Source organism: Pseudomonas sp. CC120222-01a (assembly GCF_003097235.1).
Taxonomy (GTDB): Bacteria; Pseudomonadota; Gammaproteobacteria; order Pseudomonadales; family Pseudomonadaceae; genus Aquipseudomonas.
In genome coordinates this window covers 472,128-488,904 of the sequence record NZ_QEQQ01000002.1, presented here as the reverse complement: position 1 = coordinate 488,904, position 16,777 = coordinate 472,128, and the positions used below count along the sequence as shown (strand labels likewise).

The following is a 16,777-nucleotide window of genomic DNA, read 5'->3' as shown; positions in this document are numbered from 1 at the left end:
ATATACGTCGTCTGACTTAAACTCCAGTCACAGTTTGCTGCTTCCAAGGAGGCCTATCATGGAGCAAGGTGCAGTCTTCAAAAGTAACCGCAGCCAGGCCATCCGTTTGCCGAAATCCGTTGCCCTTCCCGATGAAGTGACCCGCGTAGACATCGTTGCCGTGGGGCGAACCCGCATCATCACCCCAGCTGGGGAGGCATGGGACAGCTGGTTTGACGGCAACGACGCAAGTGCAGACTTCATGGCCAGCCGTGATCAACCTGCCGACCAGGAACGCGAAGGGTTTTAATGCTCAGGTACATGCTCGACACGAACATCTGCATCTTCACTATCAAGAACAAGCCACAATTGGTTCGTGAAGCCTTCAACCGCCACCATGGTCAGATGGCAATCAGTACCGTTACGTTGATGGAGTTGGTGTACGGCGCAGAGAAATCAGCACACCCCGAGCGCAATCTTTCGATAGTGGAAGGCTTCGCTGCCCGCCTGGAAGTACTCGATTACGATAGCCAGGCTGCCGAGCACAGTGGCCAACTACGTGCAGAACTAGCACTGGCTGGCACACCGATCGGCCCATTCGACCAGCTGATAGCTGGCCATGCCCGGGCTCGGGGGCTGGTGCTCGTAACCAACAACCTGCGTGAATTTCAACGAGTGCCAGGTTTGAGAGTTGAAGACTGGCTGGTCAATCCAGGCCAGACCTAACGCGGAAATTTCCTACTCACCTCCTCCTCATCGGCAACGAAACGCTCAGAAATTTCCAAGTGGCCATTCGCCCACTGTGCGCTTTAGACTTTGCGCCTCCCCTCCGGAAGGCGTCGTTCATATGGAAATGCAATGGTGGATCTGGCTGGTCTTCGGTATCGGCCTGATCCTGCTCGAGCTGGTCTTGCCCACGTTCTTCATCATCTGGTTCGGCATCGGTGCCGTGCTGGTCTCGCTCATCGCCCTGGCCGCCCCCGCCCTGCAGCTGGACATGCAGGTGCTGCTGTGGGTGCTGTTCTCCTCGGTGACCACGTTCCTCTGGTTCAAGCTGTTCAAGCGCAAGCAACCGGACGTGCGCTGGACTGCCGACAGCGTGATCGGTGAAGTCGGGCTGCTGACCAGCAGCGTCTCGCCATTCCAGAAAGGCCGCGTGCGCTTCCAGAAGCCGCTGCTCGGCAACGAGGAATGGACCTGCGTCGCCGACGGCGACATCCCGGCAGGCGAGCGTGTGCGCCTCGTCGCCATCGAAGGCAATACCGCCCGGGTCGTCCGGGCCTGAATCGGCATTTAAAAGGAAGTTTGCATCATGACCAGTCTCATCGTCGTCGGCGCCCTCGCCCTGTTCGTCCTGATCACCGTGTTCAAGGGGGTGCGCATCGTGCCCCAGGGCGAGGAATGGATCGTCGAGCGCCTGGGCCGCTACCACAACACCCTCAAGCCGGGCCTGAACATCGTCATCCCGTACATGGACGTGGTCGCCTATCGCCTGCCGACCAAGGACATCATCCTCGACGTGCAGGAGCAGGAAATCATCACCAAGGACAACGCGGTGATCGTGGCCAACGCCCTGTGCTTCGCCAAGGTGGTCGACCCACAGAAGGCCTCCTACGGCGTGCAGAACTTCTCGTTCGCCGTCACCAGCCTGACCATGACCTCGCTGCGCGCCATCGTCGGTGCCATGGACCTGGACGAGGCGCTGTCGAGCCGCGAACAGATCAAGGCACGTCTACGTGAAGCGATGTCCGAACAGACCGAAGACTGGGGCGTCACCGTGCGTTCGGTGGAGATCCAGGACATCAAGCCGTCGGAGAACATGCAGCTGGCCATGGAACGCCAGGCGGCCGCCGAACGTGAGCGTAAAGCCGACGTGACCCGCGCCGAAGGTGCCAAGCAGGCTGCGATCCTCGAAGCCGAAGCACGCTTGCAGTCGGCCAAGCTGGACGCCGAAGCGCAGATCAACCTGGCCGAGGCCTCGGCGCGGGCAATCTCGCTGGTCAAGGAAGCGGTGGGCAACGAAACCGTACCCGCCATGTACCTGCTGGGTGAGCGTTATGTGGGCGCCATGGAGAACCTGGCCAGCAGCAACAATGCCAAGGTTGTGGTGCTGCCAGCAGACCTGCAGGAAACCGTGCGCGGCCTGATGGGCCGCAACAAGGCCTGAGATTGATTTGACCCTCTTCGCGGGCAAGCCCGCTCCCACGGGGACCGCACATGTTCAGGCATTGTGCGGCCCCTGTGGGAGCGGGCTTGCCCGCGAATGGGCTGCAAAACAGCCCCAGACTGCGTCACTTCACCGCACCCCACCATTTTTACCTATACTCCGCCTTACAATACCGCCCACGATTCCTGACCGGATCTCTCCATGCCCCCACGTCGGCACATTGCCTGGATAGCCTGCCTAGCAGTGCTGTTCAACCTGCTGGCCATGCCGCTGTCTTCTGCCGCGCCCAAAGGCCCGGCTGAGCAGCTGCTGTGGGGGGCTTTCTGTTCCAGCGTGGCTGGCAAGGCCAAGGTCGATGTTCAGGCCCTGGCCAAGATCGACCTCGGCAGCCAAAGCGATCAGCACTCCAACATGCAGCACTGCTGGTGCTGTTCGGGCGCTGCACCACTGCTGGCCCTGCCGGGTTATCCGCCGCAATTGCACAACCCGCCGACGCTGTTGGCCGGGCGCGAGCCGCCACCCGCCAGTTACCAACCCACGCCGCGCCAGCTATGGCCTGCGCTCAATCCCCGTGCCTCTCCGCTGGCCTGAGTTCATCACGCTGTCTGCCTGAACCTGAACAGATCGGAGACTCACCATGCTCAAGCAAGCTCTTGTACTGGCTGCCCTGCTGCTGCCCGGCGCCTACGCCAATGCCCATGAATACACCGTGGGTGACCTGCACATCGCTCACCCGTGGTCGCTGCAACTGCCGCCCAACGCCCCTAACGTCGCCGCCTATTTCGTCGTGCACAACAACGGCAAGGCCGATGACCGCCTGCTCAGCGTCAACAGCCCGATCAGCGATGACGCACAGCTGCATGAGCACGCCATGAGCGCCAGCGGCGCGATGAAGATGCAGCAGGTGCAAAGCGTGGCGGTGCCCGCCGGCAAAGACCTGGTGTTCGCCCCCAGCGCTTACCACGTGATGCTGATGCAGCCCAAGGACCGCAGCCTGCTTACCGACGGCAAGCGCTTCCCGCTGACCCTGCACTTCGAAAAGGCTGGCGACATCACTGTCGACGTGGCCGTACAGAAGCAGGCACCGGCGGACCAGCCCCAGGCTCACGAACACGCACACTGACGCCAGCTGACAGGCGCTCGCCAGCATGAGCCTGCCGCGCAACAGCCTCAGCCGTACCCCCCGCCCTGAACGCAGGCGCGTCGGTGGCGGCTGGCTGAGCCTGTTCGCCATGTGGATGATCTTCATCGGCCCACTGGTTTCCCAGTCGATGCCGATGGACCACCACGCCGGCATGAACATGCCGATGGACATGTCGATGTCCATGCCTGCAGGCAGTGATGCCCATCACGGCCACGGCAACGATGGCCAGCTGCATGTGATGTGGGAAAAGTGCGGCTACTGCAGCCTGCTGTTCAACTGCCCAGCCCTGCCGCAAACCCTTAGCCCACTCAGCGTCGCCAGCACAGCTCCCCCCACCCTCATCCCCGCTCCCACGCGCCAGGGCCACGCCCGGCAGGCCGTGTTCCCCGGTGCGCGCAGCCGCGCTCCGCCCCTTTCGATCAGCGTCTGACACCACCGTTATCGCACGGAGCCAGGAAGCTTCGCGCACACTCATGACTGATCGACTGGAATCACTATGTCCGGCTGCACCCCTGTTTTAGCTTCTTCCCTGCGAGGGACATTCGCCGCGCTGTGCGGCTCGCTGCTCGCGCCCATGGCCCTGGCTGCCGAACCTGGCCATGAAGGCCCTGAGGCCGAGCTGAGCCCAACGGTGATCACCGCGCTTGCGCCGAGTTCGCCACTGACCGTGGTCACCAACCCCAAGGACCCGCGCCAACCCGTGCCCGCCAGCGATGGGGCCGACTACCTGAAAACCATCCCTGGCTTTTCCGCCATCCGCGCTGGCGGCACCAATGGCGACCCAGTGCTGCGCGGCATGTTCGGCTCGCGCCTGAACATTCTCACCAACGGCGGCGTGATGCTCGGCGCCTGCCCCAACCGCATGGATGCCCCGACCTCCTACATTGCACCGGAAACCTACGACCGCCTGACCGTGATCAAAGGCCCGCAAAGCGTGATCTGGGGGCCTGGTGGTTCGGCGGGTACCATCCTCTTCGAACGTGAGCCGGAAAAGTTCGGCACCCTCGGCAGCCGGGTCAACGCCAGTTTGCTGGCCGGTTCCAATGGCCGCTTCGACAAGGTGCTCGATGCTGCGGCCGGCAATAGCCAGGGCTATGCGCGCTTCGTCGGCAACCAGTCGCACTCGGACGATTACGAGGATGGCAACGGCGACACCGTGCCTTCGCGCTGGGAAAAGTGGAATGGCGACGTGGCCCTGGGCTGGACACCCGACCAGGACACACTGCTCGAACTCACCGCCGGCAAGGGTGACGGCGAGGCCCGCTACGCCGGCCGTGGCATGGACGGCTCGCAGTTCAAGCGCGAGAGCCTGGGCCTGCGCTTTGAAAAGTCCAACCTCGGCGAGGTGCTCGACAAGGTCGAGGCGCAGGTCTACTACAACTACGCCGACCACGTGATGGACAACTACAGCCTGCGCACGCCATCAGGCACCGGCATGATGGGCATGCCCATGGTCAGCAACGTCGACCGCCGTACGCTGGGCGCTCGCCTCAAGGCCACCTGGCGCTGGGCCGATGTGCAGTTGATTGGCGGCATCGACGCGCAGACCAACGAACACCGCCAGCGCGGCGGCATGGGCGTCGATGCGCACAAGGGCCAGCCTTGGACCAAGGATGCCGACTTCCACAACTACGGTGCTTTCGGCGAGCTCACCTGGTACGCCACCGGCGAAGACCGGCTGATCACCGGTGCCCGCCTGGACCGTGCCTCGGCCCGGGACTTCCGCCAGGGCAGCGCCACGCAAGGCGACACCCGCGCCGACACGCTGCCCAGCGGCTTCGTGCGTTACGAGCATGACCTGGCGGCGATCCCCGCCACCACCTACATCGGCCTCGGCCACGCCGAGCGCTTCCCGGACTACTGGGAGCTGTTCTCGCCCAAGCTGGCACCACCCGGCGCGGCCAACGCGTTCGACGGCATCAAGCCAGAGAAGACCACCCAGCTCGACTTCGGCATCCAGTACCGCGACGAGCGCCTGGAGGCCTGGGCCTCGGGCTATGTCGGGCAGATCCGTGACTACATCCTGTTCGACTACCGCACCGGGATGATGGGCATGAGCACCTCCCAGGCACAGAACATCGACGCCCGCATCATGGGCGGGGAACTGGGCGCGGCCTACAAGCTCACCGAGCGCTGGAAGGCCGATGCCACCCTGGCCTACGCCTGGGGCAAAAACAGCAGCGATGGCAAGGCACTGCCACAGATGCCGCCGCTGGAAAGCCGCCTGGGCCTGACCTACAGCCGCGACAGCTGGAGCGCCGGGGCCCTGTGGCGCCTGGCGGCGGAGCAGAACCGCATCGCCGAAAACCAGGGCAACGTGGTCGGCAAGGACTACGACAAGAGCGCCGGATTCGGCGTGTTCTCGCTCAATGGCGCCTACAAGGTGAACCACAACCTCAAGCTCAGCGCAGGGGTCGACAACCTGTTCGACAAGGCCTACGCCGAGCACCTGAACCTGGCCGGGAATGCCGGGTTCGGCTACCCGGCCAATGACCCACAGCCGGTGAACGAGCCAGGCAGGACCTTCTGGACCAAGGTCGATTTCAGCTTCTGACAACAACAACGGGCGCGGCTTCGGGCGCGCCCATCAGCTGGTCAAACAGGAGGTTCCCATGAGAGGAACACGCATCAACTTCTATAACCTGGCCTGGCGTTGGCATTTCTATGCGGGGCTGTTCGTGGCCCCGTTCATGATCCTGCTGGCGATCACCGGGATCATCTACCTGTTCAAGCCGCAGCTCGACCCGCTGCTGTACCGTGACCTGATGGTGGTCGAAGCCGGCCATCATCGACAGGGCGCCGACACACTGCTGGCCGAAGTGCGCCAGGCCTACCCGAAAGGCCATGTCGGCCAGTACCTGCCGCCGATCAATGCCGAGCGCAGCGCGCAGTTCGTGGTGCATGACGGTGGCCGCGAGCTGAACGTGTTCGTCGACCCGTACAGCGGCAAGATCCTTGGCGAGCAGGACGGCAAGCAGAACCTGCAGGCCATCGCCCGCGCCCTGCACGGCGAGCTGATGGTCGGTACGGTCGGTGACCGCCTGGTTGAGTTGGCCGCCGGTTGGGGCATCGTGCTGGTGGTGTCCGGCCTGTACCTGTGGTGGCCACGCGGGCGTAACGGTGCCGGCGTGCTGTGGCCACGGTTCGCGGCGCAAGGGCGATTGTTCTGGCGCGACCTGCATGCGGTGACCGGGTTCTGGGGTTCGGCCCTGCTGTTGCTGATGCTGGTCAGCGGCATGACCTGGACCGGCATGTGGGGCAAGCAGTACGCCGATCTGTGGAACCGCTTCCCGGCGGCCATGTGGAATGACGTGCCCAAGTCGGATCAGCAAGCCCGCGAGCTGAACAGCGCGCACCGCCAGACCGTGCCGTGGGCGATGGAGAACACGCCGATGCCGCAATCCGGCGCGCATGCCGAACATGCCGGGCATCACATGATGGACAGTGCACCGGCTGCGCCTCAGGTGAGCCTGCAGCAGGTTGAAGACATCGCCACTTCGCGCCAGGTCGAACCGGGCTACAGCATCACCGCGCCGACCACGGCCGAAGGCGTGTACACCATCGCCGTGTTCGCCGACGACCCGCGCAACGATGCGACCCTGCATGTCGACCAGTACACCGGCAAGGTACTGGCCGATGTGCGCTGGCAGGATTACAGCCCGGTGGCTCGCGCTACCGAACTGGGCGTGATGCTGCACGAAGGCAAGATGTTCGGGCCGCTGAACCAGATCATCATTCTGCTGGTGTGCCTGATGATCCTGCTGGGTTCGGTGAGCGGCCTGGTGATGTGGTGGAAACGCCGGCCCGAGGGTGGGCTGGGCGTGCCGCCGCTGCGCCATGACCTGCCACGCTGGAAGACGGCTGTGGGGGTGATGCTGGTGCTGGGCGTGATGTTCCCGCTGGTGGGGGTGTCGATGGTGGTGATGTGGGTGGTGGATAGCCTGGTGGTGAGGCGCCGCCGGGTGCTGGCCAACGCCTGATCGCGCTTCAACCTGCACCGGCCTCTTCGCGGGCACGCCCGCGAAGAGGCCGGCACAGGAGAACAGCTGCTACCCAAAAGTCGAGTCGATCTGTCGCGCCCCGATCTGGCACGAGCGTGTTAGCCTAATCGGCTACCTCCGACAAGAAGACCGACCTTCCAAGGGAATGCAGCTTGATGACGCAAACTTCTCCCACCGCGCCAGATGAACACCATCTGCAGCGCAACCTGACCAACCGCCACATCCAGCTGATCGCCATCGGCGGCGCCATCGGCACCGGCCTGTTCATGGGCTCGGGCAAGACCATCAGCCTGGCCGGGCCGTCGATCATCTTCGTCTACATGATCATCGGCTTCATGCTGTTCTTCGTCATGCGCGCCATGGGCGAACTGCTGCTGTCGAACCTCAACTACAAATCGTTCATCGACTTCTCCGCCGACCTGCTCGGCCCGTGGGCAGGCTACTTCACCGGCTGGACCTACTGGTTCTGCTGGGTGGTCACCGGCATCGCCGACGTGGTCGCCATCGCTGCCTACACGCAGTTCTGGTTCCCGGACCTGCCGCAGTGGATACCAGCGCTGACCTGCGTGGCGGTGCTGCTGTCGCTGAACCTGGTGACCGTGAAGATGTTCGGTGAACTGGAGTTCTGGTTCGCCCTGATCAAGATCGTCGCCATTCTCGGCCTGGTCGCCACCGGCCTGTACATGGTCATCACCGGCTTCACCTCGCCAAGCGGGCGCACTGCTCAGCTGGCCAACCTGTGGAACGACGGCGGCATGTTCCCCAACGGCCTGATGGGCTTCTTCGCCGGTTTCCAGATCGCCGTATTCGCGTTCGTCGGCATCGAGCTGGTGGGCACCACCGCGGCTGAAGCGAAGAACCCCGAACGCACCCTGCCGCGGGCGATCAACTCGATCCCGATCCGCATCATCGTGTTCTATGTACTGGCGTTGATCGCAATCATGGCGGTGACCCCATGGCGCGACGTGGTGCCGGGCAAGAGCCCGTTCGTGGAACTGTTCGTGCTGGCCGGCCTGCCGGCGGCGGCGAGCATCATCAACTTCGTGGTACTGACCTCGGCGGCCTCCTCGGCCAACAGCGGTGTGTTCTCCACCAGCCGCATGCTCTACGGCCTGTCCCAGGAAGGCGATGCACCCAAGGCATTCGAGAAGCTGTCCAGCCGCTCGGTGCCGGCCAACGGCCTGTTCTTCTCCTGCGCCTGCCTGCTGCTCGGCGCTGTGCTGATCTACCTGGTGCCGAACGTGATCGAGGCGTTCACCCTGGTGACGACCGTGTCGGCGGTGCTGTTCATGTTCGTCTGGACGCTGATCCTGCTGTCGTACCTGAAGTACCGCAAGCACCGCGACGCGCTGCACCAGGCATCGAGCTACAAGATGCCGGGCGGGCGCTTCATGTGCTACGTGTGCCTGGCGTTCTTCGCCTTCATCCTGGTGTTGCTGAGCCTTGAGGCGGATACCCGCTCGGCGCTGGTGGTGACGCCGATCTGGTTCTTGCTGCTGGCGGTGACCTACCAGTTCGTGCGTAGCCGTCGTCATCCGCGCTCGGCTGTGCGTAACGGCTGATTCTGCTGGGGCTGCTTAGCAGCCCCAATCCTGTGCACGCCAATATCCCGGGCACCAACCTGGACCTGCAAAACGCCCCAACACCTCGCACAACCCCTCTACTACGCACCTCCCGCCGTTAGGCACACCCCTTGCAACGCCCCTCCCCGCTTGCCCAACACCATAAAAAACTCAGCGGAGAGAGCACATGAAGCGTCGCAGTCTGATCAAGGCCTTTACCCTCAGTGCATCGCTTGCGGCGATGGGCCTGAGCTGGAGCATCCAGGCCGCCGAAACCATCAAGGTCGGCATCCTGCATTCGCTGTCCGGGACCATGGCGATTTCCGAGACGTCGCTCAAGGACATGGCGCTGATGACCATCGACGAGATCAACGCCAAGGGCGGTGTGAACGGCAAGCTGCTGGAACCGGTGGTGGTCGACCCAGCCTCCAACTGGCCGCTGTTCGCTGAAAAGAGCCGTCAGCTGCTGACCCAGGACAAGGTCGCAGTGGTGTTCGGCTGCTGGACGTCGGTGTCGCGCAAGTCGGTGCTGCCAGTGTTCGAAGAACTCAACGGCCTGCTGTTCTACCCAGTGCAGTACGAGGGTGAAGAGATGTCGCCGAACGTGTTCTACACCGGCGCCGCACCCAACCAGCAGGCCATTCCGGCCGTGGAATACCTGATGAGCGAGGACGGCGGTAGCGCCAAGCGCTTCTTCCTGCTGGGCACCGACTACGTCTACCCGCGCACCACCAACAAGATCCTGCGCGCCTTCCTGCACAGCAAGGGCGTAGCCGACAAGGACATCGAAGAGGTCTACACGCCGTTCGGCCATGCCGATTACCAGACCATCGTCGCCAACATCAAGAAGTTCTCCGCCGGCGGCAAGACCGCGGTGATCTCCACCGTCAACGGCGACTCCAACGTGCCGTTCTACAAGGAACTGGCCAACCAGGGCCTGAAGGCCACCGATGTGCCGGTGGTGGCGTTCTCGGTGGGTGAAGAAGAGCTGCGCGGTATCGACACCAAGCCGCTGGTGGGTCACCTGGCGGCGTGGAACTACTTCGAGTCGGTGGATAACCCGGTCAACCAGAAGTTCGTCGCCGACTGGAAGGCCTACGCCAAGGCCAAGGGCCTGCCGGGGGCCGACAAGGCCGTGACCAACGACCCGATGGAAGCCACCTACGTGGGCATCCACATGTGGGCCCAGGCCGCCGAGAAGGCCAAGTCCACCGACGTCGACAAGGTCCGCGAGGCGCTGGCCGGGCAGACCTTCAAGGCACCGTCGGGCTTCACCCTGACCATGGACAAGACCAACCACCACCTGCACAAGCCGGTGATGATCGGCGAGATCCAGGATGACGGGCAGTTCAGCGTGGTCTGGGAAACCGAGCAGCCGCTGCGGGCGCAGCCATGGAGCCCGTTCATTCCGGGTAACGACAAGCGTCCGGACTATGCAGTGAAAGGTAACTGAGTGCACTGGGGCTGCTCTGCAGCCCATTCGCGGGCTCGCCCGCTCCCACAGGGGCCATGCAGTGTACCTGTGGGAGCGGGCATGCCCGCGAAGAATCCACCGCCGATTTTCAGGATTACCCGCATGCTCAGACTGCTGCTCACCCTGTTCCTGCTAATCCCTCTGGCAACCCAGGCCAGCGAGGGCGAATTCTTCCTCACCGCCAAGCCCGCCGAGCAGGCCCGACTGCTCGAAAGCTGGGCGGCACAACCCGATGCCGCGCGCCTGCCGCTGCTGGACAACCTGCGCCAGGGCCGCATCGCCGCCGATGACACGCGCAAGGTACGCCTGAACAACCGCCTGCGCGGCCTGATCGACAACGCCTTGGCCAGTCACCAACTGCTCAGCGACGACAACGCCACGCGCCTGGCTGCCGCCCAACAACTGCAAAAGAGCGCGCAACCGGCACAGATGGCCTTCCTTGACCGGCGCTTCGCCCTCGAAGTGGACCCCGCCGTGCACGCCGCCCTCGGCCTGGCCTTGGCCAACCTGCAACTGGGCGCCAGCGAGCCGGCTGTGCGCCTGGCTGCCGTGCGCCTGCTCGGCGAAACCGGTGACCCGCTGGCCCGCACCCGCCTCGAAGCGCTGTTGCAACCGGGCGCCGAGAGCGATGCGGCCGTGCGCACCGCTGCCGAAACCAGCCTGGCCCAGGTCAAGCGCAAGCTGCTGGTCGGCGAACTGCTCGGCCAGGCCTTCAGCGGCCTGTCGCTGGGCTCGATCCTGCTGCTGGCCGCGCTGGGCCTGGCGATCACCTTCGGTCTGCTCGGGGTGATCAACATGGCCCACGGCGAGATGCTCATGCTCGGCGCCTACAGCACCTACATGGTCCAGGTGCTGCTGCAGCGCTACGCTCCCGGCGCCATCGAGTTCTACCCGCTGATCGCCCTGCCGGTGGCCTTCGCGGTCAGCGCCGGGGTCGGCATGGCCCTGGAACGCACGGTGATCCGCCACCTCTACGGTCGCCCGCTGGAAACCCTGCTGGCGACCTGGGGCATCAGCCTGATCCTGATCCAGGCCATCCGTCTGTTGTTCGGCGCGCAGAACGTCGAAGTCAGCAACCCGGCCTGGCTGTCCGGCGGCATCCAGCTGCTGCCCAACCTGGTGCTGCCGTACAACCGCCTGGTGATCATCGGCTTCGCCCTCGCCGTGGTGCTGCTCACCTGGCTGCTGCTCAACCGCACACGCCTGGGCCTGAACGTGCGCGCCGTCACCCAGAACCGCAACATGGCGGCCTGCTGCGGCGTCTCGACCGGGCGCGTCGACATGCTCGCCTTCGGCCTCGGCTCCGGCATCGCCGGCCTGGGCGGCGTGGCCCTGAGCCAGGTCGGCAACGTTGGCCCGGACCTGGGCCAGAGCTACATCATCGACTCGTTCCTGGTGGTGGTGCTCGGCGGCGTCGGGCAGCTGGCCGGAAGCCTCTGGGCAGCGTTCGGCCTAGGGATAGCCAACAAGCTGCTGGAGCCGCAGATCGGTGCGGTGCTCGGCAAGATCCTCATCCTTGCGTTGATCATTCTGTTCATCCAGAAGCGCCCGCAAGGCCTGTTTGCCCTCAAGGGACGGGTAATCGACTGATGAACCAGCCACTGCTTGTCACCGCTTCGCAAAAGGCCGGGCCACGGCTGTCGCTGGCCATCGGCGCGGTCGTCGTCCTGCTGCTGGTGGCCCTGCCGCTGCTGTCGCTGCTACCGGCCGATCACGCCCTGCAGGTCTCGGCCTACACCCTCACCCTGGTCGGCAAGATCCTCTGCTACGCCATCGTCGCCCTGGCCCTGGACCTGGTCTGGGGCTATGCCGGGTTGCTGTCGCTGGGCCACGGCCTGTTCTTCGCCCTCGGCGGCTACGCCATGGGCATGTACCTGATGCGTCAGGCGGCCGGCGACGGCCTGCCCGGGTTCATGACCTTCCTGTCGTGGAGCGAACTGCCGTGGTATTGGGCCGGTACTCAGCACTTCGCCTGGGCCCTGTGCCTGGTGGTGCTGGCGCCCGGGCTGCTGGCGCTGGTGTTCGGCTGGTTCGCCTTCCGCTCGCGGATCAAGGGCGTGTACTTCTCGATCATGACCCAGGCCCTGACCTTCGCCGGCATGCTGCTGTTCTTCCGCAACGAAACCGGCTTTGGCGGCAACAACGGTTTCACCAACTTCCGCACCATCCTCGGCTTCGACATTACCGCGCAAGGCACTCGGGCCGTGCTGTTCCTGCTGACTGTCGGCCTGCTGCTGGCCAGCCTGTACTTGTGCTGGCGCCTGACCCAGAGCAAGTTCGGCCGCCTGCTCACTGCGGTGCGTGACGCCGAAAACCGCCTGATGTTCTGCGGCTACGACCCGCGTGGTTTCAAACTGCTGGTGTGGGTGCTCAGCGCCGTGCTGTGCGGCCTGGCCGGTGCGCTGTACGTGCCGCAGGTGGGCATCATCAACCCCAGCGAAATGTCGCCGACCAACTCCATCGAAGCCGCCGTGTGGGTGGCCCTGGGCGGGCGTGGCACGCTGATCGGCCCGCTGCTCGGTGCCGGCCTGGTCAATGGCATGAAGAGCTGGTTCACTGTGGCCTTCCCGGAGTTCTGGCTGTTCTTCCTCGGTGCGCTGTTCATCCTCGTGACCCTTTACCTGCCCAAAGGCGTGGTCGGCCTGTTGAAGAAAAGGAGCCAGCCATGAGAGGCGTGCCCCCGGTCCACCCGGAATTTATGCTGGAACCTGTGTTCGACACCCTCGGCAGCGGCCGCGAGGCGATCGGCCTGGGCCACAGCCGCAAGGCCGGCCTCGACACCCGCCACGGCACGGTGCTGAGCCTTGAGGGCATCAGCGTCAGCTTCGACGGCTTCAAGGCGCTCAACGCGTTGAACCTGTACATCGGCGTCGGTGAACTGCGCTGCATCATCGGCCCCAACGGCGCTGGCAAGACCACGATGATGGATGTGATCACCGGCAAGACCCGCCCCGACACGGGCAGCGCGTTCTTCGGCGACACCCTCGACCTGACCCGCATGAGCGAGTACCAGATTGCCCAGGCCGGCATCGGCCGCAAGTTCCAGAAGCCCACGGTGTTCGAGGCACTGACCGTGTTCGAGAACCTGGAGTTGGCGTTGAAGACCGACAAGTCGGTGTGGGCCAGCCTGGCTGCGCGCCTGAGCGGCGAACAGCGCCAGCGCATCGAGGACGTGCTGACCACCCTGCGCCTGCTGCCCCTGGCCCAGCGCCAGGCCGGCCTGCTGTCGCACGGGCAGAAGCAGTTTCTCGAGATCGGCATGCTGCTGGTGCAGGAGCCGCAACTGTTGCTGCTCGACGAACCGGTGGCAGGCATGACCGATGCCGAGACCGAGTTCACTGCCGAGCTGTTCAAGGGCCTGGCCGGCAAGCACTCGTTGATGGTGGTGGAACATGACATGGGCTTCGTCGGCAGCATCGCAGACCATGTGACCGTGCTGCACCAGGGTAGCGTGCTGGCGGAAGGGTCGCTGGAACAGGTGCAGGCGGATGAGCGGGTGGTCGAGGTCTACCTGGGTCGCTAGACAAGGAAACCTGCGCCGCCCCTTTCGCGGGCAAGCCCGCTCCCACAGGGGAATGCGTTCTTCTGTGGGAGCGGGCTTGCCCGCGAAAGGGCCAGCGCAGGCACAGCAACTCTTTCAGGAATGCGCACATGCTCAAGATCGACACCCTGCACCAGTACTACGGCGGCAGCCACATCCTGCGCGGCCTGTCCTTCGAAGCCAAGGTCGGCGAAGTCACCTGTCTGTTGGGCCGCAACGGGGTGGGCAAGACCACCCTGCTGCGCTGCCTGATGGGCCTGGTGCCGGCCCGCGAGGGCAATATCGAGTGGGAAGGCAAGCCGATCACCACACTCAAGCCCCAGCAGCGGGTCCACGCCGGGATCGCCTACGTACCCCAGGGCCGGGAGATCTTCCCGCGCCTGACCGTCGAGGAAAACCTGCTGATGGGCCTGTCGCGCTTCCCCGCCCGCGAGGCACGCGAAGTACCCGCGTTCATCTACGAACTGTTCCCCGTGCTGGAACAGATGAAGCAACGCCGTGGCGGCGACCTGTCCGGTGGCCAGCAGCAACAGCTGGCCATTGGCCGGGCTCTGGCCAGCCGCCCACGCTTGCTGATCCTCGACGAACCGACCGAAGGTATCCAGCCCTCGGTGATCAAGGAAATCGGCGCGGTGATCCGGCGCCTGGCCGAGCGTGGCGACATGGCGATCCTGCTGGTCGAGCAGTTCTACGACTTCGCCGAAGAACTGGCCGACCAGTACCTGGTCATGGCCCGTGGCGAGATCATCCAGCGCGGCCGCGGCGAAAACATGCAAGCCGAAGGTGTGCGCGGGCTGGTAACCATTTAATCTGCAATCAACGACCCTGCGAGACGCTGTCATGAGTTACCAAATCCGCGACGCCCTGCCTACCGACGTGCCGGGCATCCTCGACATCTACAACGACGCCGTGCGCAACACCACGGCGATCTGGAACGAAACCCCAGTAGACCTGGCCAACCGCCAGGCCTGGTTCGCAGCACGGGCGCAGCAGGGCTATCCGATCCTGGTGGCCGTGGATGAGACCGGTGTGCTGGGTTATGCCTCGTTTGGCGACTGGCGGCCGTTCGAAGGTTTTCGCCTGACCGTGGAACATTCGGTGTATGTGCGCGGCGACCAGCGTGGAAAGGGCCTGGGGCCGGTGCTGATGGCGGCGCTGATCGAGCGGGCGCGAGGGTGCGGCAAGCATGTGATGGTCGCGGCCATCGAAAGTGGTAATGCCGCGTCGGTGCGGCTGCATGAGCGGCTGGGCTTCGTGGTGACCGGGCAGATGCCGCAGGTGGGGGTGAAGTTTGGCCGCTGGCTGGATTTGACCTTCATGCAGCTGGTGCTGAACCCGGGTGCCGAACCAACCTGAGATTGATGTTGGCTGTGCTGGCCTCTTCGCGGGCTCGCCCGCTCCCACAGGGACCGCACAAGGCCTGAGAGCCGTGCAGTACCTGTGGGAGCGGGCATGCCCGCGAAGAGGCCGGGCCTGCAAACCTCACATCTGGGTGAACCTGCCTAGCCGCTGCTTCAGCATGCTGTTCTCGCTGCGCAATTGCTGCACTTCCTGCAGCAGCTCCAGCGCCAGCGCCACCCCTTCCCACTCCAGTTCCAGCTCCTGATGCAGTTTCGCCGCGCGCTTGGCCAACAGCGGCGCCTGATCGTCGAACAACCAGTCCTCCGGCGTTCGCCCCGAAGGTTCGACAATGCCGTGCTCGACGATTTCGATCACGTAGTCAGCCGTGATATCGGCTTCCTGACACAGGGTACGCATGTCCAGTTGAACGATCAGGGTGCTGCTCATGATCACTTACTCCATTGTGTCCTCGGGTCGAACGCCGCTTTCTCGGAAAGCTGGGTCCACAGTTCACGGGTAGCAGCGTCGGAAGCCGGCGGCATCACCACTTTCAGCTGCGCATAGAGGTTGCCGCGCTCGCCGTTCTTGTTGGCAAGGCCCTTGCCCGGCACGCGCAGGCGCTGGCCGCTCTGGCTGTCGGGGCGGATGGTCAGGTTGATCTTGCCATCCAGGGTCGGCACCGCCACCTTGGTGCCCAGGGCAGCCTCCCACGGCGCCAGCGGCACGGTGATGATCAGGTCATGACCTTCGACATCGAACAGCGGGTGCGGTGCCATGCGCACGGTCAGGAACAGGTCGCCAGTGGCACCACCGCCAACGCCCGGGGCGCCCTGGCCCTTGAGGCGGATACGCTCGCCGTCGGTGACCCCGGCAGGGATCTTCACGTTCAGGGTCTTGGTGGTGAACCCGGTGCGCTGGCCAGCCGCGTTGGTCTGCGGCACCTGGAAGCTGATCTGCTTGGATTCCTTGCTCAGGGTTTCTTCCAGGAAGATCGCCAGTTCCAGTTCCACGTCCTGCCCTCGCCTGCCGGCACTGCGTTGTTGTTGCCGGCCGCCACCACCGAACGGATTACCGCCACGGGCACCGAAGATCGAGCTGAAGAAGTCGGAGAAGTCGCCGCCCTCGAAGCCACCGCCAGCGCCACCCGCGCCGCCACGGCTCTGCCAGCCCGGTGGTGCCTGGAACGGCCGACCGTGCTGACCGCCGTACTTGCGGATTTCGTCGAATTCAGCGCGTTTCTGCGCGTCACCAAGCACCTCGTAGGCCTCGTTGGCCTCCTTGAACTTGTCCTCGGCGTCACGCTCCTTGCTCACGTCAGGGTGATACTTGCGCGCCAGCTTGCGGTACGCGGCCTTGATCGCCTTGTCGTCCGCCGTGGGCTCTACGCCGAGTATCTTGTAATAGTCTTTGAAGTCCATCTGTGGATCACCAATGTGAATTTTCGTGTTGCATCTGAAGATAGGGGTCAAGCATAGCCTTTCAAGGTTCGCTTGGGGTTGCCTCAAGGCAGACGATCGGTCTTGATTCTGTAGCCAACTGGCATACACTGCGCGGCCGTTTTGCCTCCG

Annotated in this window: 18 protein-coding genes; 16 read left to right on the top strand and 2 right to left on the bottom strand. The window is 64.2% G+C overall.

The window, feature by feature from the left end; genetic code table 11:
- The first annotated feature begins 58 nt into the window (after positions 1-58).
- From vapB to N430_RS05075, 16 genes are all read left to right on the top strand, one after another.
- The gene (vapB, locus tag N430_RS05150; protein WP_110633636.1) at positions 59-289 is read left to right on the top strand and encodes a type II toxin-antitoxin system VapB family antitoxin; all 231 of its coding nucleotides are present in this window, start codon (positions 59-61) and stop codon (positions 287-289) included.
- Positions 289-705 carry a tRNA(fMet)-specific endonuclease VapC gene (vapC, locus tag N430_RS05145; RefSeq protein ID WP_110633634.1) on the top strand — a complete coding sequence of 139 codons (417 nt, stop codon included), beginning with the start codon at positions 289-291 and terminating at the stop codon, positions 703-705. The genes vapB and vapC overlap by 1 nt, the downstream gene beginning before the upstream one ends.
- A gap of 121 nt (positions 706-826) precedes the next feature.
- Positions 827-1,264: an NfeD family protein gene (locus N430_RS05140; protein ID WP_110633631.1), complete on the top strand. Its 438-nt coding sequence runs from the start codon at positions 827-829 to the stop codon at positions 1,262-1,264.
- 27 nt (positions 1,265-1,291) lie between these two features.
- Positions 1,292-2,146 carry an SPFH domain-containing protein gene (locus N430_RS05135; protein ID WP_110633628.1) on the top strand — a complete coding sequence of 285 codons (855 nt, stop codon included), beginning with the start codon at positions 1,292-1,294 and terminating at the stop codon, positions 2,144-2,146.
- A 201-nt stretch (positions 2,147-2,347) separates the two neighbouring features.
- Complete coding sequence (locus N430_RS05130; protein ID WP_099814376.1) at positions 2,348-2,737, top strand: DUF2946 domain-containing protein; 390 nt, start codon at positions 2,348-2,350, stop codon at positions 2,735-2,737.
- A gap of 46 nt (positions 2,738-2,783) precedes the next feature.
- Positions 2,784-3,269, top strand: coding sequence for a copper chaperone PCu(A)C (locus tag N430_RS05125; protein ID WP_110633626.1), 486 nt, complete (start codon positions 2,784-2,786; stop codon positions 3,267-3,269).
- Between the two features lie 25 nt (positions 3,270-3,294).
- Entirely contained in the window at positions 3,295-3,720 is a 426-nt protein-coding gene (locus N430_RS05120) for a DUF2946 domain-containing protein (protein WP_110633623.1), read from the top strand.
- 66 nt (positions 3,721-3,786) lie between these two features.
- Positions 3,787-5,844 carry a TonB-dependent copper receptor gene (locus tag N430_RS05115; protein WP_110633620.1) on the top strand — a complete coding sequence of 686 codons (2,058 nt, stop codon included), beginning with the start codon at positions 3,787-3,789 and terminating at the stop codon, positions 5,842-5,844.
- A 58-nt stretch (positions 5,845-5,902) separates the two neighbouring features.
- Positions 5,903-7,270 (top strand): PepSY domain-containing protein, encoded by a 1,368-nt coding sequence (locus N430_RS05110; RefSeq protein WP_110633617.1) that lies wholly within the window; start codon positions 5,903-5,905, stop codon positions 7,268-7,270.
- Between the two features lie 176 nt (positions 7,271-7,446).
- Entirely contained in the window at positions 7,447-8,853 is a 1,407-nt protein-coding gene (cycA, locus tag N430_RS05105; RefSeq protein ID WP_110633613.1) for a D-serine/D-alanine/glycine transporter, read from the top strand.
- A 187-nt stretch (positions 8,854-9,040) separates the two neighbouring features.
- Positions 9,041-10,306, top strand: a complete 1,266-nt coding sequence (gene urtA / locus N430_RS05100) for an urea ABC transporter substrate-binding protein (protein WP_110633610.1) — start codon at positions 9,041-9,043, stop codon at positions 10,304-10,306.
- Between the two features lie 81 nt (positions 10,307-10,387).
- On the top strand, positions 10,388-11,917 hold the full coding sequence (urtB, locus tag N430_RS05095; protein WP_371922758.1) for an urea ABC transporter permease subunit UrtB: 1,530 nt from the start codon (positions 10,388-10,390) through the stop codon (positions 11,915-11,917).
- The gene (urtC, locus tag N430_RS05090; RefSeq protein ID WP_110633604.1) at positions 11,917-12,996 is read left to right on the top strand and encodes an urea ABC transporter permease subunit UrtC; all 1,080 of its coding nucleotides are present in this window, start codon (positions 11,917-11,919) and stop codon (positions 12,994-12,996) included. Before urtB ends, urtC begins: the two co-directional genes overlap by 1 nt.
- The gene (gene urtD / locus N430_RS05085) at positions 12,993-13,850 is read left to right on the top strand and encodes an urea ABC transporter ATP-binding protein UrtD (RefSeq protein WP_178083368.1); all 858 of its coding nucleotides are present in this window, start codon (positions 12,993-12,995) and stop codon (positions 13,848-13,850) included. Before urtC ends, urtD begins: the two co-directional genes overlap by 4 nt.
- Positions 13,851-13,978: 128 nt before the next feature.
- A complete protein-coding gene (urtE, locus tag N430_RS05080) occupies positions 13,979-14,677 on the top strand; it encodes an urea ABC transporter ATP-binding subunit UrtE (RefSeq protein ID WP_103445856.1) in 699 nt (232 codons plus the stop codon).
- 31 nt (positions 14,678-14,708) lie between these two features.
- Positions 14,709-15,224 carry a GNAT family N-acetyltransferase gene (locus N430_RS05075; protein ID WP_110633597.1) on the top strand — a complete coding sequence of 172 codons (516 nt, stop codon included), beginning with the start codon at positions 14,709-14,711 and terminating at the stop codon, positions 15,222-15,224.
- 126 nt (positions 15,225-15,350) lie between these two features.
- Here N430_RS05075 and N430_RS05070 read toward each other — a convergent pair whose 3' ends face one another.
- Positions 15,351-15,656 carry a chaperone modulator CbpM gene (locus N430_RS05070; protein WP_110633593.1) on the bottom strand — a complete coding sequence of 102 codons (306 nt, stop codon included), beginning with the start codon at positions 15,654-15,656 and terminating at the stop codon, positions 15,351-15,353.
- 2 nt (positions 15,657-15,658) lie between these two features.
- The gene (gene cbpA / locus N430_RS05065) at positions 15,659-16,627 is read right to left on the bottom strand and encodes a curved DNA-binding protein (protein ID WP_110633590.1); all 969 of its coding nucleotides are present in this window, start codon (positions 16,625-16,627) and stop codon (positions 15,659-15,661) included.
- Positions 16,628-16,777 lie beyond the last annotated feature (150 nt).

What these genes read in the sequence shown, in the direction of transcription:
- urtB (WP_371922758.1), top strand. Translation starts at nt 10,388, where the DNA reads ATGCCCGCGAAGAATCCACCGCCGATTTTCAGGATTACCCGCATGCTC.
- N430_RS05120 (WP_110633623.1), top strand. Translation starts at nt 3,295, where the DNA reads ATGAGCCTGCCGCGCAACAGCCTCAGCCGTACCCCCCGCCCTGAACGC.
- vapC (WP_110633634.1), top strand. Translation starts at nt 289, where the DNA reads ATGCTCAGGTACATGCTCGACACGAACATCTGCATCTTCACTATCAAG.
- N430_RS05115 (WP_110633620.1), top strand. Translation starts at nt 3,787, where the DNA reads ATGTCCGGCTGCACCCCTGTTTTAGCTTCTTCCCTGCGAGGGACATTC.
- urtC (WP_110633604.1), top strand. Translation starts at nt 11,917, where the DNA reads ATGAACCAGCCACTGCTTGTCACCGCTTCGCAAAAGGCCGGGCCACGG.
- N430_RS05140 (WP_110633631.1), top strand. Translation starts at nt 827, where the DNA reads ATGGAAATGCAATGGTGGATCTGGCTGGTCTTCGGTATCGGCCTGATC.
- cbpA (WP_110633590.1), bottom strand. Translation starts at nt 16,627, where the DNA reads ATGGACTTCAAAGACTATTACAAGATACTCGGCGTAGAGCCCACGGCG.
- N430_RS05130 (WP_099814376.1), top strand. Translation starts at nt 2,348, where the DNA reads ATGCCCCCACGTCGGCACATTGCCTGGATAGCCTGCCTAGCAGTGCTG.
- N430_RS05125 (WP_110633626.1), top strand. Translation starts at nt 2,784, where the DNA reads ATGCTCAAGCAAGCTCTTGTACTGGCTGCCCTGCTGCTGCCCGGCGCC.
- N430_RS05110 (WP_110633617.1), top strand. Translation starts at nt 5,903, where the DNA reads ATGAGAGGAACACGCATCAACTTCTATAACCTGGCCTGGCGTTGGCAT.
- cycA (WP_110633613.1), top strand. Translation starts at nt 7,447, where the DNA reads ATGACGCAAACTTCTCCCACCGCGCCAGATGAACACCATCTGCAGCGC.
- N430_RS05070 (WP_110633593.1), bottom strand. Translation starts at nt 15,656, where the DNA reads ATGAGCAGCACCCTGATCGTTCAACTGGACATGCGTACCCTGTGTCAG.
- urtD (WP_178083368.1), top strand. Translation starts at nt 12,993, where the DNA reads ATGAGAGGCGTGCCCCCGGTCCACCCGGAATTTATGCTGGAACCTGTG.
- vapB (WP_110633636.1), top strand. Translation starts at nt 59, where the DNA reads ATGGAGCAAGGTGCAGTCTTCAAAAGTAACCGCAGCCAGGCCATCCGT.
- N430_RS05075 (WP_110633597.1), top strand. Translation starts at nt 14,709, where the DNA reads ATGAGTTACCAAATCCGCGACGCCCTGCCTACCGACGTGCCGGGCATC.
- N430_RS05135 (WP_110633628.1), top strand. Translation starts at nt 1,292, where the DNA reads ATGACCAGTCTCATCGTCGTCGGCGCCCTCGCCCTGTTCGTCCTGATC.
- urtA (WP_110633610.1), top strand. Translation starts at nt 9,041, where the DNA reads ATGAAGCGTCGCAGTCTGATCAAGGCCTTTACCCTCAGTGCATCGCTT.
- urtE (WP_103445856.1), top strand. Translation starts at nt 13,979, where the DNA reads ATGCTCAAGATCGACACCCTGCACCAGTACTACGGCGGCAGCCACATC.